The 25768-nt window shown below is 62.4% G+C and carries 25 protein-coding genes; 17 read left to right on the forward strand and 8 right to left on the reverse strand.

Features of this window, described 5'->3' with window-relative positions; all coding sequences use genetic code 11:
- The first annotated feature begins 28 nt into the window (after nucleotides 1-28).
- From KW568_RS01950 to KW568_RS01960, 3 genes are read left to right on the forward strand one after another with little or no spacing between them, the layout of a single operon-like run.
- Complete coding sequence (locus KW568_RS01950) at nucleotides 29-1048, forward strand: aminoglycoside phosphotransferase family protein (RefSeq protein ID WP_003255554.1); 1020 nt, start codon at nucleotides 29-31, stop codon at nucleotides 1046-1048.
- The gene (gene murU, locus KW568_RS01955) at nucleotides 1045-1716 is read left to right on the forward strand and encodes an N-acetylmuramate alpha-1-phosphate uridylyltransferase MurU (RefSeq protein WP_003255553.1); all 672 of its coding nucleotides are present in this window, start codon (nucleotides 1045-1047) and stop codon (nucleotides 1714-1716) included. Before KW568_RS01950 ends, murU begins: the two co-directional genes overlap by 4 nt.
- Before the next feature lies 1 nt (nucleotide 1717).
- Nucleotides 1718-2485, forward strand: coding sequence for a TerB family tellurite resistance protein (locus tag KW568_RS01960; RefSeq protein ID WP_003255552.1), 768 nt, complete (start codon nucleotides 1718-1720; stop codon nucleotides 2483-2485).
- Between the two features lie 27 nt (nucleotides 2486-2512).
- On the opposite strand, the gene KW568_RS01965 is transcribed toward KW568_RS01960, so the two are convergent.
- Complete coding sequence (locus tag KW568_RS01965; protein ID WP_004576193.1) at nucleotides 2513-3511, reverse strand: alpha/beta hydrolase family protein; 999 nt, start codon at nucleotides 3509-3511, stop codon at nucleotides 2513-2515.
- Between the two features lie 95 nt (nucleotides 3512-3606).
- On the opposite strand from KW568_RS01965, the gene KW568_RS01970 reads away from it, so the two are divergent.
- From KW568_RS01970 to trpE, 9 genes are all read left to right on the forward strand, one after another.
- Entirely contained in the window at nucleotides 3607-5994 is a 2388-nt protein-coding gene (locus KW568_RS01970) for a PAS domain S-box protein (RefSeq protein WP_004576194.1), read from the forward strand.
- A gap of 7 nt (nucleotides 5995-6001) precedes the next feature.
- The gene (locus KW568_RS01975) at nucleotides 6002-6634 is read left to right on the forward strand and encodes a response regulator transcription factor (protein WP_173401663.1); all 633 of its coding nucleotides are present in this window, start codon (nucleotides 6002-6004) and stop codon (nucleotides 6632-6634) included.
- Nucleotides 6635-6933: 299 nt separating this feature from the next.
- Nucleotides 6934-8058, forward strand: a complete 1125-nt coding sequence (locus KW568_RS01980; RefSeq protein WP_003255547.1) for an ABC transporter ATP-binding protein — start codon at nucleotides 6934-6936, stop codon at nucleotides 8056-8058.
- Between the two features lie 40 nt (nucleotides 8059-8098).
- Nucleotides 8099-9133, forward strand: coding sequence for an ABC transporter substrate-binding protein (locus KW568_RS01985; RefSeq protein ID WP_004576195.1), 1035 nt, complete (start codon nucleotides 8099-8101; stop codon nucleotides 9131-9133).
- Between the two features lie 60 nt (nucleotides 9134-9193).
- Nucleotides 9194-10441, forward strand: coding sequence for an ABC transporter permease (locus KW568_RS01990; protein ID WP_003255544.1), 1248 nt, complete (start codon nucleotides 9194-9196; stop codon nucleotides 10439-10441).
- Between the two features lie 10 nt (nucleotides 10442-10451).
- Nucleotides 10452-11279: an ABC transporter permease gene (locus KW568_RS01995; protein WP_003255542.1), complete on the forward strand. Its 828-nt coding sequence runs from the start codon at nucleotides 10452-10454 to the stop codon at nucleotides 11277-11279.
- A 149-nt stretch (nucleotides 11280-11428) separates the two neighbouring features.
- Nucleotides 11429-12103, forward strand: coding sequence for a ribulose-phosphate 3-epimerase (gene rpe / locus KW568_RS02000; protein WP_003255539.1), 675 nt, complete (start codon nucleotides 11429-11431; stop codon nucleotides 12101-12103).
- Nucleotides 12100-12918, forward strand: coding sequence for a phosphoglycolate phosphatase (locus KW568_RS02005; RefSeq protein ID WP_004576196.1), 819 nt, complete (start codon nucleotides 12100-12102; stop codon nucleotides 12916-12918). The genes rpe and KW568_RS02005 overlap by 4 nt, the downstream gene beginning before the upstream one ends.
- 69 nt (nucleotides 12919-12987) lie before the next feature.
- Nucleotides 12988-14469: an anthranilate synthase component I gene (gene trpE, locus KW568_RS02010; protein ID WP_003255536.1), complete on the forward strand. Its 1482-nt coding sequence runs from the start codon at nucleotides 12988-12990 to the stop codon at nucleotides 14467-14469.
- 384 nt (nucleotides 14470-14853) lie between these two features.
- Here trpE and estP read toward each other — a convergent pair whose 3' ends face one another.
- Nucleotides 14854-16743 (reverse strand): esterase EstP, encoded by a 1890-nt coding sequence (estP, locus tag KW568_RS02015; RefSeq protein WP_004575019.1) that lies wholly within the window; start codon nucleotides 16741-16743, stop codon nucleotides 14854-14856.
- 367 nt (nucleotides 16744-17110) lie between these two features.
- On the opposite strand from estP, the gene KW568_RS02020 reads away from it, so the two are divergent.
- The 4 genes from KW568_RS02020 to KW568_RS02035 all read left to right on the forward strand — a co-directional run bounded on the left by KW568_RS02020 (nucleotide 17111) and on the right by KW568_RS02035 (nucleotide 20445).
- Nucleotides 17111-17704, forward strand: coding sequence for an aminodeoxychorismate/anthranilate synthase component II (locus tag KW568_RS02020; protein ID WP_004574924.1), 594 nt, complete (start codon nucleotides 17111-17113; stop codon nucleotides 17702-17704).
- Nucleotides 17705-17713: 9 nt separating this feature from the next.
- A complete protein-coding gene (trpD, locus tag KW568_RS02025; RefSeq protein ID WP_003255529.1) occupies nucleotides 17714-18763 on the forward strand; it encodes an anthranilate phosphoribosyltransferase in 1050 nt (349 codons plus the stop codon).
- Nucleotides 18760-19593, forward strand: coding sequence for an indole-3-glycerol phosphate synthase TrpC (gene trpC, locus KW568_RS02030; RefSeq protein WP_004574927.1), 834 nt, complete (start codon nucleotides 18760-18762; stop codon nucleotides 19591-19593). The genes trpD and trpC overlap by 4 nt, the downstream gene beginning before the upstream one ends.
- Nucleotides 19594-19740: 147 nt before the next feature.
- Nucleotides 19741-20445, forward strand: a complete 705-nt coding sequence (locus KW568_RS02035) for a lipoyl protein ligase domain-containing protein (RefSeq protein WP_004574928.1) — start codon at nucleotides 19741-19743, stop codon at nucleotides 20443-20445.
- Here the strand turns inward: KW568_RS02035 and crp are convergent.
- Nucleotides 20442-21086, reverse strand: coding sequence for a cAMP-activated global transcriptional regulator CRP (gene crp, locus KW568_RS02040; RefSeq protein ID WP_003255524.1), 645 nt, complete (start codon nucleotides 21084-21086; stop codon nucleotides 20442-20444). The genes KW568_RS02035 and crp overlap by 4 nt on opposite strands.
- A gap of 191 nt (nucleotides 21087-21277) precedes the next feature.
- Here crp and KW568_RS02045 point away from each other — a divergent pair, with 191 nt between their 5' ends.
- Nucleotides 21278-21700, forward strand: a complete 423-nt coding sequence (locus KW568_RS02045; protein ID WP_004376171.1) for an OsmC family protein — start codon at nucleotides 21278-21280, stop codon at nucleotides 21698-21700.
- 76 nt (nucleotides 21701-21776) lie between these two features.
- Here KW568_RS02045 and KW568_RS02050 read toward each other — a convergent pair whose 3' ends face one another.
- The 5 genes from KW568_RS02050 to KW568_RS02070 all read right to left on the reverse strand — a co-directional run bounded on the left by KW568_RS02050 (nucleotide 21777) and on the right by KW568_RS02070 (nucleotide 25749).
- Nucleotides 21777-22817, reverse strand: coding sequence for a DUF2157 domain-containing protein (locus KW568_RS02050; RefSeq protein WP_259537521.1), 1041 nt, complete (start codon nucleotides 22815-22817; stop codon nucleotides 21777-21779).
- A 10-nt stretch (nucleotides 22818-22827) separates the two neighbouring features.
- Nucleotides 22828-23475: a 2-polyprenyl-3-methyl-6-methoxy-1,4-benzoquinone monooxygenase gene (coq7, locus tag KW568_RS02055; RefSeq protein ID WP_003255520.1), complete on the reverse strand. Its 648-nt coding sequence runs from the start codon at nucleotides 23473-23475 to the stop codon at nucleotides 22828-22830.
- 65 nt (nucleotides 23476-23540) lie between these two features.
- A complete protein-coding gene (locus tag KW568_RS02060; protein ID WP_003255518.1) occupies nucleotides 23541-23879 on the reverse strand; it encodes a histidine triad nucleotide-binding protein in 339 nt (112 codons plus the stop codon).
- A gap of 63 nt (nucleotides 23880-23942) precedes the next feature.
- The gene (locus KW568_RS02065) at nucleotides 23943-24725 is read right to left on the reverse strand and encodes an SDR family oxidoreductase (protein WP_003255516.1); all 783 of its coding nucleotides are present in this window, start codon (nucleotides 24723-24725) and stop codon (nucleotides 23943-23945) included.
- Between the two features lie 67 nt (nucleotides 24726-24792).
- The gene (locus KW568_RS02070) at nucleotides 24793-25749 is read right to left on the reverse strand and encodes a nitronate monooxygenase family protein (protein WP_004574932.1); all 957 of its coding nucleotides are present in this window, start codon (nucleotides 25747-25749) and stop codon (nucleotides 24793-24795) included.
- Between the last annotated feature and the right edge of the window lie 19 nt (nucleotides 25750-25768).

Raw genomic sequence — 25768 nt, forward strand, 5'->3', positions numbered from 1 at the left:
ACGGCTAGGGCCGTCGGAGACCCTTGCAATGCCTGAACACGATGTACGCCTGCAACAACTGACGGTCTGGCTCGATGAACAGCTCAATGATCTTTTCCGTGACAACGCCTGGGGCGAGGTGCCTGCAGGCAGCTTGACCGCTGCCAGCAGCGACGCCAGCTTCCGCCGCTATTTCCGCTGGCAGGGCGCTGGCCACAGTTTCGTGATCATGGATGCGCCCCCCCCGCAGGAGAACTGCCGACCGTTCGTCGCCATCGACCACCTGCTGGCCAGCGCTGACGTCCATGTGCCGCTGATCCATGCCCAGGACCTGGAACGCGGCTTTTTGTTGCTTGGGGATCTGGGCACTCAGACATACCTTGACATCATCAATGCCGACAACGCCGATGGCCTGTTCGCCGACGCCATCGATGCCCTTCTGAAGTTCCAGCGTTTGCCGATGGACGCGCCGCTGCCCAGCTACGATGACGCCCTGCTGCGCCGTGAAGTGGAACTGTTCCCCGAATGGTACGTGGGGCGTGAGCTGGGCCTGACCTTCACCGATGCACAGAAGGCCACCTGGCAGCGCGTCAGCCAGTTGCTGATCGACAGCGCCCTGGCGCAACCCAAGGTGCTGGTACACCGTGACTACATGCCGCGCAACCTGATGCAGAGCACCCCCAACCCTGGTGTGCTGGACTTTCAGGATGCGGTATACGGCCCGGTCACCTACGACATTACCTGCCTGTTCAAGGACGCCTTTGTCAGCTGGCCGCAGGCGCGGGTCGAAGGCTGGCTGAGCGACTACTGGCAGCGGGCGCAGGCGGCTGGCATCCCGGTGCAGGCCGAGTTCGAAGCCTTCCACCGCGCCAGTGACCTGATGGGCGTGCAGCGGCACTTGAAGGTGATCGGCATCTTCGCCCGTATCTGCCACCGCGACGGTAAGCCGCGTTACCTGGGCGACGTGCCGCGTTTCTTCGCCTATATAAATGAAGTGATCGGTCGCCGGCCCGAATTGGCGGAGCTGGGTGAGCTGATTGCCGAGTTGCAGGCCGGAGCGCGTGCATGAAGGCCATGATCCTGGCTGCGGGGAAGGGCGAGCGCATGCGCCCGCTGACCCTGCACACCCCAAAACCGTTGGTCCCGGTCGCCGGCCAGCCGCTGATCGAGTACCACCTGCGCGCCCTGGCGGCAGCGGGCGTGACCGAAGTGGTGATCAACCATGCCTGGCTTGGCCAGCAGATCGAGGACCATCTGGGCGACGGTAGCCGCTTCGGCCTGAGCATCCGCTATTCACCTGAAGGTGAACCGCTGGAAACCGGCGGCGGCATCTTCAAGGCCCTGCCTTTGTTGGGTGAGGCGCCGTTCCTGCTGGTGAATGGCGATGTGTGGACCGACTACGACTTCGCGCGTCTGCAGGCTCCCCTGCAAGGCCTGGCTCACCTGGTGCTGGTCGACAACCCTGGCCATCACGGCCGCGGTGACTTCCGCCTGATGGGCGAGCAGGTCGTTGACGGCGATGACGCGCCAGGCACGCTGACCTTCAGCGGCATTTCGGTGCTGCACCCGGCGCTGTTCGAAGGTTGCCAGGCGGGAGCCTTCAAGCTGGCACCGTTGCTGCGCCAGGCGATGGCGGCCGGCAAGGTATCTGGCGAACACTACCGTGGGCACTGGGTGGATGTTGGCACGCTTGAACGCCTGGCCGAGGCTGAGTCTCTGATTGGCGAGCGCGCCTGACATGTGGTGGCCAGGCACGGTGATTGGTGTGAGTGCCGGTTTTGCCGTTGCGAGCATACCGGGTGCCTTGCTCGGTGCGTTGCTTGGGCAGGCCATTGACCGCCGGCTGCGCTTGCAAGGCTGGGAAGACATGCGCGAACGCCTGGGTGGGCGCCCCGCATTACGCGATGACGAGTTGTTGTTCGTGATGCTCGGGCGTCTGGCCAAGTGCGATGGCCGGGTAGCCGAGCAGCATATCCAGCAGGCGCGTCAGGAGATGGTGCGCCTGGACCTGGCCGAGGCAGCCCGGCTGCGCGCCATCAATGCGTTCAACCGTGGCAAGGCGGGCAAGGACCGGCTTGGCGGGCACCTGCGGCGCATCAGTCAGCAGCCCCACGCGGCGGAAGGTACCTTGCGGGCGTGTTGGCGCATGGTGTGGGCGGACGGCAAGATGGGCAACAAGGAGCGTGAGTTGCTGCTGGACTGGGGGCAGAAGCTGGGCATGAGCCGACGCCAGGTGCAGGCCATGTCGCTGGAGTACGAGCCGCGCAAGGCCACGGGCGCAGAAAGCGTGCCCATGACCTACGCGGCAGCGTTGCGCTTGCTGGCGGTGGACGCAGACACCGACACCGATAAGGTCAAGCAGGCGTATCGTCGGCTTGTCAGTCGGCATCACCCGGACAAGCTGGCGGGTACTGGTGCCAGCGAGGCGCAGGTGCGTGAAGCGACCGCACGCACCCGTGAGTTGCACCAGGCCTATGCCATGATCCGCAAGCGGCGCGGCCTTTGACGCCCCGCCACAAGGATCAAGCCGAACTCAGCCCTGAGGGCTCATCCACCCCCGCACCCGGCGGAACAATTGCTCTTGTTCCGCCGCTTTGTTTGCTGGCATGGCAATCAATGACAATTGTCGGTACTGGCTATCCTTCTGCCGCTTGCTGGCCTGCAGCCGTTGCTGGGCTGCGTTGCGGTCAGCGCTGCGGGTGGCGTAGTAGATATCGGCCGTGGGTACCTTCAAGGTTGGGGCCAGGCTTTCCAGGTCCTGCTCCACCCGTGCAGGGGTCTGTGCAGCGACCATCACCAGTTTTTGTACCTGCGGTGGCTGCTTCTCGCTCAGGTAGCGCGCCGCCCAATATGCACCGCTACCATGGCCGATCAGTACGATGCTGCGGGCATTGTGTTGTTGGGCGAACGCCACGGCGGCATCCAGGCGGGCGAAGATGCGTTCGGCATCTGCCGGGTCGGCCTGCTCGCTGGCTTGTTCGGCATCGGTGCTTTCTGCTGTATCGGCATCGGCCGCGGTGGCTTGGGCCACGTTGGCGTTGGCGTCGGCCGGCACGTCTTTGACCGGTGCGCTTTCGCCTTTGTCTGGCGCAGGCGCTGCCGGTGGTGTGGCTTCGACCCGTGCTTGCGGGCTGTCTGCGAGCAGGTCGGGCAGGCTTACGCTGAGGCTGTGCCAGCCGATATCCGGGAATTTTTGCCGCAGTGGGCCGACTGCATTTGGCCAGTCGGCCGTTTCGCCTGCACCGGGGACAATGATCACCGCCCCTTGCGGATCGTTGTCGTTGGCCGGCTTCCACAGGGCCAGGAAGCTGTCGGCACCGGCCTGCAGGGTCTGCTGCTCAGCCTTGGGCAGCCGCCGCTCCAGCGCCAGTGCATCCTCCTGGCTGCGTTCCAGCAAGGGTGGGCGTGGGGCCTCGGCAGCCGGTGCCATGGTATTTGCAGGTGGTTTTTCGGCATCGGCGGCCAGGGCGCCGAGTGGAAGGACCGAGGCCAGGCAGCACATTGCCAGCGTCGTGCGATAAAGTGTGGACATGAGTCAACCCAAGGCCAGAATGAAACCGGCAGCCTAATAGTATTTGCCCGTGACGGCCATGCTGCATGGCCGTCTTTGCCAAGTCGAGCGTATAGATGAAGCGAGTGCGTCGCCTGTTGGTTATCGGCTGCTTGTGGCTGCCCTTGATTGCCTGGGCCAAGCCCGAGGCGCTGCCCTCTGTGGTGCTGGAGCCTGACCAGCAGCAGTGGCTGGACACCCACCGCAGCCTGCGTGTCGGCCTGGTGTTGCAGGCGCCCTACGCCCAGTTCGACCGGCGTCTGCAGCAACTGTATGGGGCCAATGTGGAGCTGGTGAACAGCTTGGCGCAGGCGCTGCGGCTGGACCTCACCTGGCGTAACTTCAGTGACCAGGCCAGTTTGGAACATGCCCTGCAAAGCGGCGAAATCGACTTCGCCCCTGGCCTTACCCAGACGCCAGCCAGCCTGCGCCTGTGGCTATTTAGCGACCCGTACATGCGCGTGCCACAGCTGGTGGTGGGGCCGCGCACCGGGGCCATGGCCGTGGAGCTGGAAAAGCTTGAAGCCGAGCAACGCGTCGCGGTGCGCATGCCCAGCCCGCTGGCGGATTACCTGCGCGGCAACTACGGCAACCTCAACCTGCAGGGGGTGCCCGACGATCGTGAGGCCTTGCAACTGGTGGTAGGTGGCCAGGCCAGTTTCGCCGTGCTGGATGAAGCGCAGCTCAGCCGCCTGTCGCGCGAGAGCGAGTTCGGTGAGCTGGCGGTGGTCGGCGATATTGGCCTGCCGCAGCTGTTGCGTATCGGTTCGCGGCGCGACTGGCCGCTGCTGGCCGATGTACTTGAACGTGGCTTGCAGGCAGTGCCGGCCAAGGAGCTGGAACAACTGCATCAGCGCTGGTTGCAGCCGAAGTACCCGCGCCTGAGCGAGTCGCCGGGCTTCTGGCAGAACATGGCCTTGCTGTTCGGTCTGTTGCTGTTGTGTGCCTTGGCCACGCTGGTGTGGCAACGCCGTCAGCAGCGCCAGCTGGAGCGCAGCCTGTTGGCCGCGCGGGAGAGCCTTGTTGAACGCCAGGTGCGCGAAGAGGCGTTGCGCCTGAGCCAGTTCGCCATCGATCAGAGCACCGTGGGTATCCTCTGGGTCAACTGGGACAGCCATGTGCGTTACGCCAACCATGCCGCCGAGCGCATGTTGGGCTACAGCGAAGGGGCGTTGCTGGAGCGGCCGCTGAGCGACTTCGAGCCGAGCCTGAACATGGACCGTTGGCTGGAGCTGTGGAAAGGGGCGCGGACAGGGGCGGGGGGTGTCGGTCAGTTTGAGACGCAATGCCGGCGGGCTGATCAAAGCTTGCTACCCGTGGAGCTGTCACTGAGCTTTCTGCGCTTTCGTGATTCCGAATATCTGGTGGTCTACCTCGCCGATGTCACTGAGCGCCACCGTGCCTTGGCGGCCCTTCGCGAAAGTGAGGCGCGGCTCAAGGGCATTGCTGGCAACGTACCAGGGTTGGTGTTTCGCCTGGAACGTGACCCAGCCGAGGGCGATCTGGAGTTCCCCTATATCAGTGAGGGTAGCGAGGCATTGGTGGGTTATGCACCTAGCGAGATCCAGCACCCGCAGATGGGCCTGCGCAACCTGGTGCACCCCGAGGACCGTGCTGATTATCACAGGGTGCAGGACCTGGCCCTGGCCAGCGACCAGGACTGGTCCTGGCAGGGGCGCATCCTCACCCGGCAGGGCGAACAGCGCTGGGCCGATATCAAGGCCAGCGCCCGGCATCTGGGCAACGGCCAGGTGGTGTGGGACGGTGTAGTCTGGGACATCACACAGGGCAAGCGGGCCGAGCTGGCGCTGGCAAAGTCCCAGGAGCAGCTGCGCGAACTCTCGGCCCACCTGGAGAGCGTGCGTGAAGAAGAAAAAGCCCGTATCGCCCGGGAAGTGCATGATGAGCTGGGGCAGATGCTGACTGTGCTCAAGCTGGAAGTGTCGATGTGCGAGCTGGCCTATGCCGAGCTGGACCCTGGCCTGAATGATCGCCTGGCGAGCATGAAACGCCTGATTGCCCAGTTGTTCCAGTTGGTCCGCGATGTCGCCACTGCCTTGCGTCCGCCGATCCTCGATGCCGGCATTGCCTCGGCCATCGAATGGCAGGCGCGGCGTTTCGAGGCTCGCACGCAAATCCCCTGTCTGGTGCAAGTGCCCGATAATCTGCCAGCATTGAGTGATGCCAAGGCCACCGGGCTGTTTCGTATCCTCCAGGAGGCGCTGACCAATGTGATGCGTCACGCCCAGGCGCACAGCGTAGAGATTGAGCTGGTACGTGAGGGCGGACAGTTGCGCATGACGGTCAGTGATGATGGCCAAGGCTTTTGCCGCGAGCAGACCCGGCCTACCTCGTTTGGCCTGGTGGGTGTGCGCGAGCGGGTGCTGATGCTGGGGGGGAGCATGACGCTGGAAAGCGAGCCGGGCGAAGGCACCAGCCTGAGCGTGGCCATTCCGTTGGAGTAGGAGAGCAATCGTGATTCGAGTACTGGTGGCCGAAGACCACACCATTGTCCGTGAAGGCATCAAGCAGTTGATTGGCCTGGCCAAGGACATGCAAGTGGCGGGGGAGGCCGGTAATGGCGAGCAGTTGCTCGAAACCCTGCGCCACACACCGTGCGAGGTGGTACTGCTGGATATCTCGATGCCGGGTGTGAACGGCCTGGAGGCGATCCCGCGTATCCGTGCGCTGCACGATGCTCCAGCGATCCTGATGTTGTCGATGCACGATGAGGCACAGATGGCGGCGCGGGCGCTGAAGGCCGGTGCGGCGGGCTATGCCACCAAAGACAGTGATCCGGCGTTGTTGTTGACAGCGATTCGTCGGGTGGCCGGTGGCGGGCGTTATATTGACCCGTCGCTGGCCGACCGCATGGTGTTCGAAGTAGGCCTCACCGAATCCCGGCCGTTGCACACATTGCTCTCGGAGCGGGAGTTTTCGGTGTTCGAGCGCCTGGCCCAAGGCGCCAACGTCAACGACATCGCCCAGCAGTTGGCGCTGTCGAGCAAGACCATCAGCACCCACAAGGCACGCCTGATGCAGAAGTTGAAAGTGAACTCGCTGGCGGAGCTGGTGAAGTACGCCATGGAGCACAAGCTGGTCTGATTGCGACATGCCGTTTTGATGACTACGCCGCTCTTTATTTGTAGGGTCGGGTTTACCCGCGAGGAAGTCTGGCCTGCCATCTGCGGTGCCTGAACCGGCCTATTCGAGGGTGAACCCGCTCCTGCAAGGGGGCGATGCAGCGCTGAGGTGAGTGTTCAAAACCCGCCATCCTTGTAGGGCGATCCCTACAACAAATCTTCCATCCGGATGATGGCATTCTCTCAGTACCCCCGATTTTCGGGCGCTTGCGTCTCTTCTACTCTTTTGCCTACGCAGTCATCCAACAAGAAGGTGCAGGCATGAGCGAGGCGAAGTCGAACGCTGCAACCGGCGAAACGCTGGTCAGCTTCCGTGGTGTGCAGAAGAGCTACGACGGCGAGTCGCTGATCGTCAAAGACCTCAACCTGGATATCCGCAAGGGCGAGTTCCTCACCCTGCTTGGCCCGTCCGGCTCGGGCAAGACCACCAGCCTGATGATGCTGGCGGGCTTCGAAACGCCCACCGCCGGTGAAATCCAGCTTGGCGGCCGCTCGATCAACAACGTGCCGCCGCACAAGCGTGATATCGGCATGGTGTTCCAGAACTACGCGCTGTTTCCGCACATGACCGTGGCCGAGAACCTGGCCTTTCCGCTGACCGTGCGCAACCTGAGCAAGACCGACATCAGCGAGCGGGTCAAACGAGTGCTGAACATGGTCCAGCTCGACGCTTTCGCCAAACGCTACCCCGGCCAGCTGTCTGGCGGCCAGCAGCAGCGTGTGGCGCTGGCCCGGGCATTGGTGTTCGAGCCGCAACTGGTGCTGATGGACGAGCCACTTGGCGCGCTGGACAAGCAGCTGCGCGAACACATGCAGATGGAGATCAAGCACATTCACCAGCGCCTGGGTGTGACCGTGGTGTACGTGACCCACGACCAGGGCGAAGCGCTGACCATGTCTGACCGCGTGGCGGTGTTCCACCAGGGCGAAATCCAGCAGATCGCCGACCCGCGCACGCTGTACGAAGAGCCTTGCAACACCTTCGTCGCCAACTTCATCGGCGAGAACAACCGCATCAGCGGCACCCTGCTGGCCAGCGATGGCAAACGTTGCCAGGTGCAGTTGCCTCGCGGTGAGCGGGTCGAGGCGCTGGCGGTGAATGTCGGCCAGGCCGGCGAGCCGGTGACCCTGTCGATACGCCCGGAGCGCGTGCGTCTGAACGGCCACAGTGAAAGCTGCGTGAACCGGTTCTCTGGCCGGGTGGCCGAATTCATTTACCTGGGCGACCACGTGCGGGTGCGTCTGGAGGTTTGCGGCAAAGGCGACTTCTTCGTGAAGCAGCCCATTGCCGAGCTCGACCCGGCGTTGGCCGTGGGCGATGTGGTACCGCTGGGCTGGGAGGTGGAGCACGCCCGCGCGCTCGATCCGATTGCCGAAGCCCATTGATGGATTGCTTCACCAACCCTGTACTGTGGAGAGAATAATAATGCGCAAGCAGTTGAAACTGACCGCCCTGGCTTTGGGGCTGTTCACCGCTGGCCAGGCCATGGCCGCAGACCTCACCGTGATCTCGTTCGGGGGCGCCAACAAGGCTGCCCAGGTCAAAGCGTTCTACGAACCCTGGGAAAAAGCGGGTAATGGCAAGATTGTCGCGGGTGAGTACAACGGCGAAATGGCCAAGGTCAAGGCGATGGTCGACACCAAGAGTGTGTCGTGGAACCTGGTAGAGGTTGAGTCGCCAGAGCTGGCGCGCGGCTGCGACGAGGGCATGTTCGAAGAGCTCGACCCAGCCCTGTTCGGCAATGAGGCCGACTACGTGCCTGGTGCCATTCAGCCTTGCGGCGTGGGCTTCTTCGTCTGGTCCACGGTCATGGCCTACAACGCCGACAAGCTCAAGACCGCCCCCACCAGCTGGGCCGATTTCTGGGACACCAAGCAGTTCCCGGGCAAGCGCGGCCTGCGCAAGGGCGCCAAGTACACAATGGAATTTGCACTGATGGCCGACGGCGTTGCGCCCAAGGACGTCTACAAAGTGCTGGCAACCAAGGAAGGCCAGGACCGCGCCTTCAAGAAACTCGACGAGCTCAAGCCCAGCATCCAGTGGTGGGAAGCGGGTGCACAGCCACCGCAGTTCCTGGCCTCTGGCGACGTGGTCATGAGCTCTGCCTACAACGGCCGTATTGCCGCTGTGCAGAAAGAAAGCAACCTCAAGGTGGTGTGGAACGGCGGCATCTACGACTTCGATGCATGGGCAATTCCTAAAGGCGCCAAAAACGTCGAAGAGGCGAAGAAGTTCATCGCCTACAGCGTCAAGCCCGAGCAGCAGAAGATCTACTCCGAAAACATCGCCTATGGCCCGGCCAACTCCAAGGCCGTGAGCCTGCTGTCGGACGACGTGAAGAAAGACATGCCGACCACGCCTGAGAACATTGCCAACCAGGTGCAGATCGACGTGGCGTTCTGGGCCGACAACAGCGAGCAGCTGGAGCAACGCTTCAACGCCTGGGCGGCGAAGAAGTAAACGTCCAGTGTGTGGGGCCGCAAAGCGGCCCCCAATTCAGCCTGTATTGCGGAGTTCGCCATGGCCATTGCAGTGCCCCTCAACGAAGGCGCAGGTTCAAGTCTCAAGCAGCGCCTCAAACACGCCGAGCGGGTCAACCGCTGGAAGGCGCAGGCGTTGATCGCGCCGCTGGCGCTGTTTCTTCTGCTGGTGTTCCTGGTGCCGATTGCGGCGCTGCTGTACAAGAGCGTCGGCAACCCTGAAGTGGTCGGCGGCCTGCCGCGCACGGTGGAAGTCATCAGCCAGTGGGATGGCAAAAGCCTGCCAGGCGAGGACGTTTACAAGGCGCTGAGCCAGGATTTGGCCGAGTCGCGCAAGAACCAGACCCTTGGTGACCTTTCCAAACGCTTGAACATGGAGCTGGCCGGTTACCGCAGCTTGTTGACCAAGACTGCCCGTGCACTGCCCTTCAAGGCTGAGCCTGCCTCTTATAAGGATGCGTTGCAGGCTGTCGACGAGCGTTGGGGTGACCCGGCTTATTGGCAGGCGATCCGCCGCAATACCAGTTCGGTGACTTCTTTCTACCTGTTGGCCTCGGTGGACCATCGCATCGATGACCTTGGTGAGCTGGCCAAGGCCACCCCGGACCAGGCCATTTACCTGGACATTTTTATCCGTACCCTGTGGATGGGTGTGGTGATTACCACTATCTGCCTGGTACTGGCCTACCCACTGGCCTACTTGTTGGCCAACCTGCCGACCCGGCAGAGCAACCTGCTGATGATTCTGGTGCTGTTGCCTTTCTGGACATCGATCCTGGTGCGGGTGGCGGCCTGGATCGTGCTGCTGCAGTCGGGCGGGCTGATCAACAGCGCGCTGATGGCCATGGGCATCATCGACCAGCCGCTGGAGCTGGTGTTCAACCGCACAGGTGTCTACATCTCGATGGTGCACATCCTGCTGCCGTTCATGATCCTGCCGCTGTACAGCGTGATGAAGGGTATTTCCCCGAGCTACATGCGTGCGGCGATCTCGCTGGGCTGCCACCCGTTCGCCAGTTTCTGGCGGGTGTACTTCCCGCAGACTTACGCCGGTGTTGGCGCCGGTTGCCTGCTGGTGTTCATCCTTGCCATCGGTTACTACATCACCCCGGCGCTGCTGGGTAGCCCCAACGACCAGATGGTCAGCTACTTCGTCGCCTTCTACACCAACACCAGCATCAACTGGGGCATGGCCACCGCACTGGGCGGGCTGTTGCTGCTGGCGACCGTGCTGTTGTACCTGATCTATAGCTGGCTGGTCGGCGCCAGCCGTCTGCGCCTGAGCTGAGGAGCCTGTCATGCTGAGCCCATACATGTCGCCCGTGGAGCGGGTCTGGTTCTACAGCCTGCGTATTCTCTGCGGCTTGATCCTGCTGTTCCTGATCTTGCCAGTGCTGGTGATCGTGCCGCTGTCGTTCAACAGTGGCAGCTTCCTGGTGTACCCGCTGCAGGGCTTCTCGCTGCAGTGGTATCAGGACTTCTTCGGCTCGGCCGAATGGATGCGGGCGTTGAAAAACAGCATCATCGTTGCCCCAGCGGCCACGGTGCTGGCCATGGTGTTCGGCACTTTGGCGGCCATCGGCCTGACCCGTGGCGATTTCCCCGGCAAGTCGCTGGTGATGGCGCTGGTGATCTCGCCCATGGTGGTGCCGGTAGTGATCATCGGGGTGGCCAGTTACCTGTTCTTCGCCCCTCTGGGCATGGGCAACAGTTTCACCTCGCTGATTCTGGTGCATGCGGTACTGGGTGTGCCGTTCGTCATCATTACCGTGTCGGCGACGCTACAGGGGTTCAACTACAATCTGGTGCGTGCGGCGGCCAGCCTGGGAGCCTCGCCTCTGCTGGCTTTCCGTCGGGTGACCCTGCCGCTGATCGCGCCCGGTGTCATCTCGGGCGCCCTGTTTGCCTTTGCCACCTCGTTTGACGAGGTGGTGGTGACGCTGTTCCTCGCCGGGCCGGAACAGGCAACTCTGCCGCGGCAGATGTTCAGTGGTATTCGCGAGAACCTGAGCCCGACCATTGCCGCGGCGGCGACCTTGCTGATTGCGTTCTCGGTGTTGTTGCTGCTGACCCTGGAATGGTTGCGTGGGCGTAGTGAGAAGCTGAGGACTCAACAGCCAGCTTGATGATGGGTTGCCTGTGCCGGCCTCTTCGCGGCTAAAGTCGCGGAGGCCGGCACAGGTTGCGCTGGTCGACACCAATTGATACCAATCAGCCTTCATCGCTTTCCCTGAGTTACAATGCGCGCCACCGTGACTCTGCCAACAGGTGCGCCATGCAGCCCTACGCTATTGCCCCCTCCATTCTCTCTGCCGATTTTGCCCGCCTGGGTGAGGACGTCGACAAGGTATTGGCTGCGGGTGCAGACATCGTCCACTTCGATGTCATGGACAATCACTATGTCCCCAACCTGACCATCGGTCCGATGGTTTGCACCGCTCTGCGCAAGTACGGCGTTACTGCGCCGATCGACGTGCACCTGATGGTCAGCCCGGTTGACCGCATCATTGGCGACTTTATCGAAGCGGGTGCCACCTACATCACCTTCCACCCTGAAGCCACGCAGCACATCGACCGTTCGCTTCAGCTGATCAAGGATGGTGGTTGCAAGGCCGGCCTGGTGTTCAACCCGGCCACCAGCCTGGACGCCCTGAAGTATGTGATGGACAAGATCGACATGGTGCTGCTGATGAGCGTCAACCCAGGCTTCGGCGGGCAGAAGTTCATCCCCGGCACCCTCGACAAGCTGCGCGAAGCGCGTGCGCTGATCGACGCCAGTGGCCGTGATATCCGTCTGGAGATCGATGGTGGCGTGAACGTCAACAACATCCGCGAGATCGCTGCCGCTGGCGCCGACACTTTCGTGGCCGGCTCGGCGATCTTCAACGCCCCGGACTACCAGGAAGTGATCGCCAAGATGCGCGCCGAACTGGCCCTGGCCCGCCCATGAGTGGCTTCGAGCAGCTGTTCCCGGGGACGCTGCCAAGGCTGGTAATGTTCGATCTGGACGGTACCCTGATCGATTCCGTGCCTGACCTGGCCGCCGCCGTGGACCGCATGCTGCTCGAACTGGGGCGCCCGCCTGCTGGCCTTGAGGCAGTGCGCCAATGGGTTGGCAACGGCGCCCAGGTACTGGTGCGCCGCGCGTTGGCGGGCGGCATCGACCATGCCGACGTGGACGATGCGCTGGCAGAACAGGCGCTGGCGCTGTTCATGGACGCTTATGCCGAAAGCCATGAACTTACCGTGGTTTATCCTGGCGTGCGCGACACCCTGCGCTGGCTGCGCAAGCAGGGCGTGGAGATGGCGCTGATTACCAACAAGCCTGAGCGCTTTGTTGGCCCACTGTTGGACCAGATGAAGATCGGTAATTTCTTCCGCTGGATCATTGGTGGCGACACCCTGCCGCAGAAAAAGCCCGACCCGGCGGCGTTGTTGTTTGTCATGCAGATGGCCGGTGTCACCCCGCAGCAGTCCCTGTTTGTCGGTGATTCGCGCAGTGACGTGCAGGCGGCCAAGGCGGCTGGCGTGCAATGCGTGGGCCTGACCTACGGCTATAACCATGGCCGGCCGATCGACGACGAATCCCCCAGCCTGGTAATCGACGACCTGCGCGCATTGCTGCCCGGTTGCGCAGACCCGGCCACTGGGATAACGTTGGCGGACCTTCAAGCCTCACAAGACAGAGAGTCCACCGTGGCGGTTACTGGCAAATTCTGGATGAAAGTCATCAAGGCCTTGGCCCGTTGGCGTTGGCGCGCCTGACTTCAGCCTGCCGGCGTGTGCCGGCCCGTCCGTTTGCCTGACCTATTGCTGCTTGCCACGAGACCACTCATGAACCGCGAAGAATTCCTGCGCCTGGCCGCTGCCGGCTACAACCGTATTCCCTTGGCCTGTGAAACCTTGGCCGACTTCGACACGCCGCTGTCGATCTACCTGAAACTGGCTGACCAGCCCAACTCGTACCTGCTCGAATCGGTGCAGGGCGGCGAGAAGTGGGGCCGTTACTCGATGATCGGCTTGCCATCGCGCACCGTGATGCGTGTGCATGGCTACCATGTCAGCATCCTGCACGATGGCGTCGAGGTGGAAAGCTGCGAGGTCGAAGACCCGCTGGCATTCGTTGAAACCTTCAAGGACCGCTACAAAGTTGCCGATATCCCCGGCCTGCCGCGTTTCAATGGCGGCCTGGTTGGCTACTTTGGCTACGACTGCGTTCGTTATGTAGAAAAGCGTCTGGGCGCCAGCCCCAACCCGGACCCGCTGGGCGTACCGGATATCCTGCTGATGGTGTCCGACGCGGTGGTGGTGTTCGACAACCTGGCGGGCAAGATGCACGCCATCGTGTTGGTCGACCCCGCTGAAGATCAGGCCTTCGAACAGGGCCAGGCACGTCTGCAAGGTTTGCTGGAAACCTTGCGCCAGCCAATCACCCCACGCCGCGGCCTGGACCTGAGCGGCCCGCCGGCGGCCGAGCCGGCGTTCCGCTCCAGCTACACCCGCGAGGATTACGAAAACGCCGTCGGTCGTATCAAGGAATACATCCTGGCCGGGGACTGTATGCAGGTGGTGCCGTCGCAGCGCATGTCGATCGACTTCAAGGCTGCGCCTATCGACCTGTATCGCGCGCTACGCTGCTTCAACCCGACGCCATATATGTACTTCTTCAACTTCGGTGACTTCCATGTGGTCGGCAGCTCGCCCGAAGTGCTGGTACGTGTCGAGGACAACCTGGTCACCGTGCGCCCGATTGCCGGTACCCGCCCGCGTGGTGCGACCGAAGAGGCCGATCGTGCGCTGGAAGACGACCTGCTGTCGGACGACAAGGAAATTGCCGAGCACCTGATGCTGATCGATCTGGGCCGCAACGATGTCGGCCGTGTGTCTTCGACCGGCAGTGTGCGCCTGACCGAGAAGATGGTGATCGAGCGTTACTCCAACGTGATGCACATTGTTTCCAACGTTACCGGCCAGCTGCGTGAAGGCCTGACGGCGATGGATGCACTGCGGGCGATTCTGCCGGCTGGCACCTTGTCGGGTGCGCCCAAGATCCGTGCGATGGAGATCATCGACGAGCTGGAACCGGTCAAGCGTGGGGTTTACGGCGGTGCTGTCGGCTATTTTGCCTGGAACGGCAACATGGATACCGCCATTGCTATTCGTACTGCGGTGATCAAGGATGGCGAGCTGCATGTGCAGGCCGGTGGCGGCATCGTTGCCGACTCGGTGCCGGCGCTGGAATGGGAAGAAACCATCAACAAGCGCCGGGCGATGTTCCGTGCGGTGGCGTTGGCCGAGCAGACTTCCGCCAGATAAATTGATTGGGGCTGCTGCGCAGCCCATTCGCGGGTAAACCCGCTCCTACAAGGTTGTGTAGGCGCGGGTTCACCCGCGAAAGGGCCGGGCCTGCTGGCCAATTTCTACCTGCCGTTCACCGTTGCCGCCGCTATCGTATTCGCGGGTAAACCCGCTCCTACAAGGGATGCGCAAGCCTCAGGTATACGAGGCCGTCGTAGGAGCGGGTTCACCCGCGAATGGGCCGGGCCTGCTGGCCAATCTCCACCCGCGGTTCACCGTTGCCGCCGCCACCGTATTCGCGGGTAAACCCGCTCCTACAAGGGTTGCGCAAGCCTCAGGTATACGGGGCCGTCGTAGGAGCGGGTTTACCCGCGAATGGGCCGCAAAGCGGCCCCCAGCAATTCAGAAGTCCACACTAACCCCCACGCTAACGCCCTGCTGCGTCAACTCATCACTCTTGCGCCAATTGTAGTTCCCGCGCAAATGCACCCCTGCCACCAGTTCATGGCTCACACCCAGGCTCGCCCGGGTCAGGTCGCTGTGCGGCGTATACCCGGTCAGGGTGAAATCATTCGCCGGCAAGCTGGTCAGGTGCATCGTCACATCCTGCTCGTCGTCCTCAAACTCATGCTCCTGCGCCACCTCGGCAAAAAGCCGGGTATTTGGCTGTACCTGCACACTGCCCAACAGCCCCACGCCCAGGCGACGTGACGTGCGCTCCTGGTCATCGAAGCCAAGCGCCGTCGAGCGCCCGCTCTTCTCGTCGTAGCCATCCACCTTCACCCGCGCATAGTCGGCACTGATGAAAGGTGCTAACTGCCAGTTGCTGGTGTCGGCCGCCAGGTTGTAGCCCAGCCGCCCGGACATTGCCCAGGCCTCGCCGTTGGTGTCGCCTTTTTCACTGCGGTCATTCACGCCCAGGGCGAAGGTACGCTTGAGGTCGCTGTAGTCCAAGTGCCCGGCGGTCAGCGCCGCGTCGGCCCACCAGCGATCCTGACGGTATTGGGCAAAGGCGCTGGCCATATAGCTGTTCAGCTTGTAGTCCGAATCCTGTTCGCCAGCTTCCAGCTTCTGCCGGTACGCACCGCCGGCCAGGCCCAGGCGCCAGGCGTCGTTCAGGCGATAGCTGCCGCCCACGGTCAGGTTGTAGCCGCGGCCGTCACCGCTGGCCGCGCTGCGCTGGCCGTCGAAGTCCAGGTCCTGAGCGCCACTGGCGACAAAGGCTTGCCATTGGCCAACGGCTTGCCAAGGCGTCTGCCACTGATTGCGCAACTCATCCTGATGAGCCCGCAGGCTGGCGTGGGCCATTTCCGGTAGCAGGGTCAGTTCCCAGGGGGCTGCGAGGATCGAGTAGGCGTAATCGGCAATCAGCTGCTGACCCGCGATGGTCGGGTGGACCGAGTCGTTGAACAGCAGTTTGGTCGGGTCTGGCGTTGTGCCGTTGATACCGTACACCGGGTTTTCCACGCAGCTATCACCGCTGTAGCAGGTACCGACCAGGTTCTGGTCGCTGGCCAGGCCGAACTGACTGGGGCTGGACAGCGCCTCGCTCAACAGCACAGGGATGTTCAGTGGAATGATCTGGGCATCGATCTGCCCTAGCTGGCTGATCAGTGACTGGTTGAACGCAGCGGAGAGCAGTGACAGTGGGTTTTGCTGTGGCGTGCCGCTGAAATTGGGCGTTTGGCCGAGGTCAGGTAGCAGCCAGACCATGATGTAGCGCGCGCCTCCTTGCTGAAGGGCTTGGGCGCTGGCAGCCAGGCGGGCGCCGGCGGCTACGGCGTCGGCCGGGCTATTCACCAGGCCCTGCAGGAAGTCGTTACCGCCACCTGTCAGGTAATACAAGGCATTTGGGTCGGCGCGCAGGCCGTTGGCCAGGTAGCCGGGGCGCTCGCGCAGCACCAACCCGGCATTGGGGTTTCCTGGTGGGATGACGGTCTCGGACGTTGTCGTGATCGAGTCCAGGATCTGTTGGGTGGTGTACCCGCCAACTGCCCAGTTATTACCATCGGGCTGGATGCCTATGGATGTCGACGGGTTCAGGTCGCCAGGCGCGACGCCCAGGCGGCCACCGAGGATCATCGGTGACACCGGAGCGAAGTTGCCGTCGGCATCGCGGTTGGTGAAACGCGCGCCTGGGGTACCGCCGCTCAGGTCGGGAAACTGCCCTGCATCGGCGAGGCTGTCGCCAAACACGATGAGGGTTGAATAGGGCGAAGGGCCGGCCAACGCCTGGCTACAGGCCAAGGCCAGTGAAGCGAGGGTAAAGCGCAATAACGGGGCTTTTCGCATCAGGGAACATCCTTTTCTTTGTTTTTATCAGGACAACCCCATCGACCTTAGCAAATCGTAGTGCTTCGCTCCCAAGTCCATTCGTTTCCCCGTGTTTACAGGCATATTGCGCCCGTCGCCCCGGTAGGCTACTGTGCCGGGACGTATGAGCGAGACCTATCCTGTGTTGATCGTCAGCAAACTCTTGATGCGCGTAATCAAGGCCCACGCCCGTTGGCGTTGGCGCGCCTGACTTTATCTCCTGCCGGCCCGCCCGGCCCGCCCCCGTTTGCCTTCTCGTTTACCGCCTGTTGTGGCAAAGCCGCGCCTGTGGCTGGTGCAGGAAGGTTCGAATCATGAAGTCAGTAGATTCAAGAGGTTTAACACCATGTTACTGATGATCGACAATTACGACTCATTCACTTACAACGTCGTTCAGTACCTTGGCGAGCTGGGTGCCGAGGTCAAGGTCATTCGCAATGACGAATTGACCATCGCTCAGATCGAGGCCCTCAACCCTGAGCGCATCGTCGTATCCCCGGGCCCATGCACCCCAAGCGAGGCGGGCGTGTCCATCGAGGCCATCCTGCATTTCGCCGGGAAGTTGCCAATCCTCGGCGTATGCCTGGGCCACCAGTCAATCGGGCAGGCCTTTGGCGGCGACGTTGTACGTGCACGCCAGGTCATGCACGGCAAGACCAGCCCGGTATATCACCGCGACCTGGGCGTGTTCGCCAGCCTTAACAACCCGCTGACCGTGACCCGTTACCACTCGCTGGTGGTAAAGCGTGAAACCTTGCCCGACTGCCTGGAAGTTACCGCCTGGACCTCCCATGCTGACGGCTCGGTCGATGAGATCATGGGCCTGCGCCACAAGACGCTGAATATCGAAGGGGTGCAATTCCACCCTGAGTCGATCCTGACCGAGCAGGGCCACGAACTGTTCGCCAACTTCCTCAAGCAGACCGGCGGCCGCCGTTAAGGATCGAACATGGATATCAAGAGTGCGTTGAGCCGTATCGTCGGCCAGTTGGACCTTACTACCGAAGAAATGCGCGAGGTCATGCGCCAGATCATGACCGGTCAGTGCAGCGAAGCGCAGATAGGCGCTTTCCTGATGGGCATGCGCATGAAAAGCGAAAGCATCGACGAGATCGTCGGTGCGGTGTCGGTGATGCGCGAGCTGGCCGAAAAGGTCGAGCTGCAAAGCCTCGATGGTGTCGTCGATATTGTCGGGACCGGCGGTGATGGCGCCAACATCTTCAACGTGTCCACCGCTTCGTCTTTCGTCCTGGCGGCGGCGGGTTGCCCCGTGGCCAAGCATGGTAACCGCGCAGTATCGGGCAAGAGCGGCAGTGCCGACCTGCTGGAAGCTGCCGGCATCTACCTGAACCTGACGCCGACTCAAGTGGCACGCTGCATCGACAGCCTGGGCATCGGCTTCATGTTCGCGCAAAGTCACCACTCGGCCATGAAACATGCCGCTGGCCCACGTCGAGAACTGGGGTTGCGCACCCTGTTCAATATGCTCGGCCCGCTTACGAATCCGGCCGGAGTGAAGCACCAGGTGGTCGGTGTGTTCGCACAAACCCTTTGCCGCCCGCTGGCTGAGGTGCTGCAGCGCCTGGGGAGCAAGCATGTGCTGGTCGTGCACTCGAAGGATGGTCTGGACGAGTTCAGCCTGGCTGCGCCCACCTTCGTTGCCGAACTGAAAAACGGCGAAATCACTGAATATTGGGTAGAGCCGGAAGACCTCGGCATGAAGAGCCAGAGCCTTCATGGCCTGGCTGTCGAGAGCCCTCAGGCTTCGCTGGAGTTGATCCGCGATGCGCTGGGCCGGCGCAAGACCGAGGACGGTCAGAAGGCCGCCGAGATGATCGTGCTTAATGCCGGCGCGGCGCTGTATGCCGCTGACCATGCCATGAGCCTGAAAGCCGGTGTAGAACTGGCCCATGATGTACTGCACACCGGCTTGGCCTGGGAAAAGCTGCAGGAATTGGGTGCCTTTACTGCAGTATTCAAGGTGGAGAACGAAGCATGAGTGTGCCGACGGTGCTGGAAAGGATCATTGCCCGCAAGTTTCAGGAAGTGGCCGAGCGCAGTGCGCGCGTCAGCCTCGCCGAACTGGAGGGCCTGGCCAAGGCCGCTGACGCCCCGCGAGGCTTCGCCAACGCGCTGATCGAGCAGGCCAAGCGCAAGCAGCCAGCGGTGATTGCCGAAATCAAGAAAGCGTCGCCAAGCAAGGGCGTGATCCGCGAGCACTTCGTGCCAGCGGAAATCGCGGTCAGCTACGAGAAGGGCGGGGCCACCTGCCTGTCGGTGTTGACCGATGTCGATTATTTCCAGGGTGCCGATGGGTACTTGCAGCAGGCCCGCGCGGCGGTTTCGCTGCCGGTGATCCGCAAGGACTTCATGGTCGACCCTTACCAGATCGTCGAAGCCCGGGCCCTGGGCGCAGATTGCGTACTGCTGATCGTGTCGGCGCTGGATGACGTGAAGATGGCTGAACTGGCGGCCACCGCCAAGGACGTCGGCCTCGACGTGCTGGTAGAAGTGCACGATGGTGATGAACTGGAGCGCGCGCTGAAAACCCTGGATACACCGCTGGTTGGGGTGAACAACCGCAACCTGCACACCTTCGAAGTCAGCCTGGAAACCACCCTTGACCTGCTGCCGCGCATTCCGCGTGACCGTCTGGCGATTACCGAAAGCGGTATTCTCAACCGGGCCGATGTGGAGCTGATGGCAATCAACGAGGTTTACTCGTTCCTGGTGGGAGAGGCGTTCATGCGCGCCGAGCAGCCTGGCCTGGAATTACAGCGGCTGTTCTTCCCCGAGCAGGTGAAGAAGACTGTTCAGCAACTGGACTGATCAAATGAAGCCGGCGTTTTTGCCGGCTTTTTTGTACCTGTAATGGCCGTGTCGCGGGCAAGCCCGCCCCCACACAGGTACGCGCCCTGTTGTAGGAGCGGGTTAACCCGCGAAGAGGCCCTTGAAATCAACATCATAGGTGGATCAATGACCGATCAACCCCTGGCCCTGAGCGTCGAACAAGGCCTGCACGCCGAGCAGGAACTGCTGGCCGCCGTCTGCCTCGGCGAACGCGAGAATGGTGTGCTGTTCTGGCGCCCCACCGACCACGCGCTGGTCATGCCTCGACGCATGAGCCGGCTGGGCAACTTCGAGGTCGCCTGCGCGGAATTGGCTATTGCTGGCTGGCCGGTGCTGCTGCGAGAAACTGGCGGTGAGCCGGTGCCTCAGTCGCATTCGACGGTGAACGTTGCACTGGTCTACGCCGCGCCGCGCAGTGAAGGCGACCACGGCCGTATCGAAAATGCCTACGAGCGCCTGTGTCTGCCGCTGTGCGATGTGCTGCGCGAGTGGGGCGGGGTGGCGTCAGTCGGGGAAATCGACGGGGCCTTCTGCGATGGCCGCTACAACGTCAACCTCAATGGCCGCAAATTGGTGGGTACCGCCCAGCGCTGGCGTCAGGGCCTGGGTGGCAAGCGCCCTGTGGTGCTGGTGCACGGTGCGCTGCTGCTGGACAACGAGCGTGAGTCGATGGTGGCGGCGGTCAACCGCTTCAACGAGTGCTGTGAGCTGGAGCAACGCTGTCGCGCCGATGCGCACATCGCCTTGCACGAAGTGGCGCCGGCAGCGCCCTGGTTCGAGCGCCTTTCGCAGGCCTACGCCAAGGTGCTGGCCGAGTTGCCCAAGGACTAGCGGGTACCGTGGACCACCATGGTCTTGCCCTTGACCTGCACCAGGCTGCGTTCCTCGAGGTCTTTGAGAACGCGGCCGACCATTTCCCGAGAGCAACCGACGATTCGGCCGATTTCCTGACGGGTAATCTTGATTTGCATGCCATCGGGGTGGGTCATGGCGTCGGGCTGCTTGCACAGTTCCAGCAGGCAACGGGCAACTCGCCCGGTCACGTCGAAAAATGCCAAATCGCCAACCTTGCGCGTAGTGTTGCGCAGGCGCTGGGCCATTTGACTGCCCAGGGCGTAGAGGATTTCAGGGTCCTGGCGCGCCAGTTCGCGAAACTTTTCGTAGCTGATTTCGGCCACTTCGCATTCGGTCTTGGCGCGTACCCAGGCACTGCGCTGCTGCTCGCCATCAACGGGCTCGAACAGGCCTAGCTCGCCAAAGAAATCGCCATTGTTGAGGTAGGCGATGATCATTTCATGGCCGTCGTCGTCCTCGATGAGGATGGTCACCGAACCCTTGATGATAAAAGACAGTGTCTCGGCCCGGTCGCCGGCGCAGATGATGTTGCTTTTGGCGGTGTAGCGGCGGCGCTGGCAGTGTACCAGCAGCTTGTCGATGTTCTTTATCTTGGCGGGTAGGGCGGAGGCAACCATCACGAAATCCTGTTCGATACGACGCATAGGCTTTTTATAGAGGTTGGCTGACGGAGAGCGCCAGTCATTTGGCGCCAGCTTATCAGACACTACGAGATGTTTCGGTACTAAACCGACACATCTCGTGCTTTTCCCACAGCCGCACAAGGTCTAAGCTGACACCCTTTTCCGAAAATCAGGAGTCCGGGTAGATGAAGGCACGTATCCAGTGGGCCGGTGAGGCAATGTTCCTCGGCGAATCGGGGAGCGGCCATGTCGTCGTAATGGACGGCCCGCCCGAGGCCGGCGGCCGCAACCTGGGCGTGCGACCGATGGAAATGCTGTTGCTGGGCCTGGGTGGCTGCAGCAGCTTTGACGTGGTGAGCATTCTGAAGAAGTCGCGCCAGGCAGTGGAAAGCTGTGAGGCATTTCTGGAGGCAGAGCGCGCCAGCGAAGACCCGAAGGTGTTCACCAAGATTCACATGAACTTCGTGGTGAAGGGGCGGGGGCTGAAAGAAGCGCAGGTCAAGCGGGCAGTGGAACTGTCGGCGGAAAAGTATTGCTCGGCTTCGATCATGCTCGAGCGTGCCGGGGTTGAGATTACCCATGGGTATGAAATCGTAGAGCTGGGTTAAGGCTTAGATTCCGGGGCCGCTTTGCAGCCCTTGTGGAAGCGGGTGAGCCCGCTCCCACCTGCGGCCCGGGCGAGCTTCAGTCGCGCAGGGCCGGAAGGGCCATCCGCAACCATTGCGGAAGACTGCTTCTTAGCGCCTGGCTCAACCGCTCCCGGCGCTTTTGGTAAACCAGGCCAAGCCAGATAACCCCCAGCCCGATCATGGTCAGCACCAACGGGAACAGCAACGACTGGGCAAACACCTCGTACGACAGATATCCCAGATAAGCCGCCACCCCCAGCGCACCGAACACCATGAACACCGGCCGACGCAGCAGCACCGCCATGCCCATCAGCGCAATGTTGGTCAGGCAGTACATGGCCTTGCCCAACTCACTGCCGCTGTCCAGTAGCGTCAACCCGCCCCAGAACGCTGCCAGCCCGGCGAGGTAACCCCAACGGGCGTAGTCCTCACGTGTGCGGCCGTCTATCACGAGGGAAACCACCAGCAAGCCCAGCCCAAACCACAGTGAGACGTGGCGACGCTGCTCCCAACTGAACGGTGAGCCGAAGAACCACTCGCTAAGGTCCATCGACATGAACCACAAGGCCACGGCCATTGGCATGACGACGAACGGGTAGTGGATCAGTCGCAGCATTAGCAGCCCGGCAAGCACCGTGGCTGCTTCCATCGCCAGCCAGCCGCCTTGCACGTAGGTGTAGTACTGGTGGTAGTCAGCCTGCGCATCGTCCAGTGGCCACCAGCCGAGCATGCGTTCGATAGCGAATACCGCCAGCGGCACGATGCTGACGGCTACTGCTGCCAGCACGCCAGCAGCGACGGGCTGGGCGCGGCGTTGCAGATTGAGGGCGAACAAGGTGATCAGCAGGATATAGAGGCTGGCGATGATCAACAGCGCGCCGTCACCGAGGCTCATCCAGGCCTCGGTGAGCAACCAGCCCATTGCCGCCATGATCAGCATGGCGCCAAAGTAGAAGGCAACATGGGCCAGCTGAAAGCTGCCACGTGGTGCGGGTTGCTGGCGCAGGAATGCCAACAGGCTTTGGTCCTGGCCTGGTTGGAGAATGCCTGCTTGCACGGCGCGCGCCAGGTCCTTGGCGTCGAATCGATCCGTCATGGTGATGCCTTCAGATGCGGTATGTGCTCTTGGTCATGACCTTGGCCAGCAAGCTCATGCCAAAGCGGACGGGGGCCGGGAAGCGATAACCACCGGCTTCCAGCGCAGACTCGGCGTGCTGCTCTTCGTCTATGCGCATCTGCTCGAGAATGGCCCGGGATTTTTCATCTTCGTGCGGGAGTTGCTCCAGGTGCTCGTCGAGGTGTTTGCACACCTGATGTTCGGTAGCGGCGACGAAGCCCAGGCTGACCTTGTCGCTGACCAGCCCGGCCAGTGCGCCAATACCGAACGACATGCCGTAGAACAGAGGGTTGAGCACGCTCGGGTGGCTGTTCAGCTGGCGAATGCGCTGCTCGCACCAGGCCAGGTGGTCGATTTCTTCCTCAGCGGCATGCTCCATGGCCTTGCGCACTTCGGGCAGCTTGGCGGTCAGGGCCTGGCCTTGGTACAACGCCTGGGCGCAGACTTCACCGGTATGGTTGATGCGCATCAGCCCGGCAATATGGCGGGCCTGTTGCTCGTCCAGGTCAACGTCTGGCTGGACGATGGCCGGCGATGGCCGGGCAGGTTGGCCGCTGAAAGGCAGCAAGGTGCGCATGGCGGTATCGGCCTGCAGCAACAAGCGGTCGAGCGGCGAGTAGTGACGTTCGGTAGCCATCGGGCACCTCCGCAAGAATGTGCCCGACAGTTTACCGCAATAGCGGCGGGGTCGCTTGCCGTGGGTCAGCCCGGTGGCCAGTTCATCTGGCGCTGGCCAAGCACGTGCATATGGATGTGGTAGACAGTCTGGCCGCCTTTGGGGTTGCAGTTCATGACCACGCGGAAACCTTCCTCGCAGCCTTGTTCGACAGCCAGGCGCTGGGCGGTGAACAGGATGTGGCCAGCCAGGGCCTTGTCTTCTTCGGTCAGGTCATTGAGGGTGCGAATGTGCTTTTTCGGGATGACCAGAAAATGTACCGGTGCCGCGGGTGCAATGTCCTTGAAGGCCAGGATCTGGTCGTCTTCATAGATGATATCTGCCGGGATTTCCCGGTTGATGATTTTGAGGAATAGATCGTCCACAGCACTTGCTCCATGGTGAGGGTCGGGCCGAGTGTACTCAGCCGGGCGCCGCTCGCCCAGTGGCTATTCCATGCCTAAGGGGCAATAGCGGCGGTGGATGGCCCCGGCCAGCTTGCGCACCAGCCAGCGCGGCAACAGCCGCGGTGCGAACGCCAGCCAGCGGTTGCGCCGGCCAGGCATGATCAGTGCGCGGTTCTTGTCCAGTGCCCGCACGGTGTACAGCGCCACTTCCTCGGGGCTGAGACAGCGCGGCTTGCCATCGAGCCGCGCAATGCGCCGGCGTGCGGAACGTACCGGGCCAGGGCACAGTACAGAGACCTTGATGCCGGTGCGCTTGAGTTCTTCGCGCAGGGCCTGTGAAAAGCTCAGCACATAGGCCTTGCTGGCGGCATAGGCGGCCATCCATGGGCCAGGCGCCACCCCGGCCAGGCCGGCGACGTTGAGAATCTGCCCGCCACCCTGCACAGCCATCAGGTTACCGATGGCGTGACACAGGCGGCTCAGGGCCAGCACGTTGACTTCCAGCAGATCCTGTTCGTCGGCCCACTCATGGGCCAGGAACGGCCCATAGGTGCGCAAGCCCGCGCAGTTGACCAGCAAATCGATACGCCGCTCACCTTCTTCCAGCTCGAGCACGAAGCCTGAAAGGCGCAACGGCTGACTGAGGTCGCAGGCGCGGAACAGCACCTCGACACCGAAACGCTGGGTCAGTTCGATGGCGACAGGCTCCAGCGTTTCTCGTTGGCGTGCCACCAGGATCAGATTGCGCCCGCGCCGTGCCAGCGCTTCCGCCAAGGCCAGGCCCAGGCCGCTGGAAGCACCAGTGATCATGGCGTAACGGGTCATGCAAGGCTCCTGGGGGCGGAAGAGGGCGCCTAGTGTACAACTTGCCCGTGCAAGGTGTTGCCTTTTGCTACAAGGCGCGGGCGCGCAAAACCTGGCAGCGTTCCAGGGCTTGTCGGTACTCGCCATGCAGGCGCTCGATCAATGCGCTGGCGCTGGGCAGGTCATGGATGGCTCCGACGCCCTGGCCCGCTGACCATACGGTCTTCCAGGCCTTCGCTTCGTCATCGATCGGCTTGAGCTTGCCTTGCACCTGCCCCCCCTTGAGGGTGTTCATGTCGTAGCCGGCCTGCTCCAGGCTCTGGCGCAGGAAGCTGGCGGGGATGCCGGACACCACGGGTGTGTGGATGATGTCGGCGGCATGGGCGTTCAGCAGCATCTGTTTGTAGGCGCCCTGAGCCTGGCTTTCTGTGGTGGCGATGAAGCGCGTGCCCATGTACGCCAGGTCCGCCCCCAGCAGTTGTGCGGCCAGGATTTCGTGGCCGTGGTTAATGCAACCAGCCAGCAGCAGGGTCTTGTCGAAGAACTGGCGAATTTCTGCGGCCAGGGCGAACGGGCTCCAGGTGCCGGCATGGCCGCCTGCGCCTGCGGCGACGGCGATAAGGCCATCGACACCCGCTTCGGCGGCTTTTTCGGCATGCCGGCGGGTGGTGACATCGTGGAGCACCAGGCCGCCGTAGCCGTGTACGGCATCGACCACTTCCTTTACTGCCCCCAGGCTGGTGATAACGATTGGTACACGGTGTGCGACGCACAAGGCCAAGTCGGCCTGCAGGCGCGGGTTGGTCGGGTGGACGATCAGGTTGACGGCGTAGGGCGCTGGCGCCTGCAGTTGAGCCAGGCCTGCCTCGATCTCTTCCAGCCAAGCCTTGAAGCCAGCGCTGTCGCGTTGGTTCAGGGCCGGGAAACTGCCAACCACGCCGCTGGCGCAGCAGGCCAGCACCAGTTGGGGGTTGGAGATGAGGAACATCGGCGCGGCAACCACGGGCAGCCGCAGGCGTTGTTCGAGCGAGGCAGGTAGCGACATGGCGAGGCTCCTTGAGCGG

It is taken from the genome of Pseudomonas sp. HD6515 (assembly GCF_024971855.1).
In the GTDB taxonomy this organism is placed as follows: domain Bacteria; phylum Pseudomonadota; class Gammaproteobacteria; order Pseudomonadales; family Pseudomonadaceae; genus Aquipseudomonas; species Aquipseudomonas alloputida.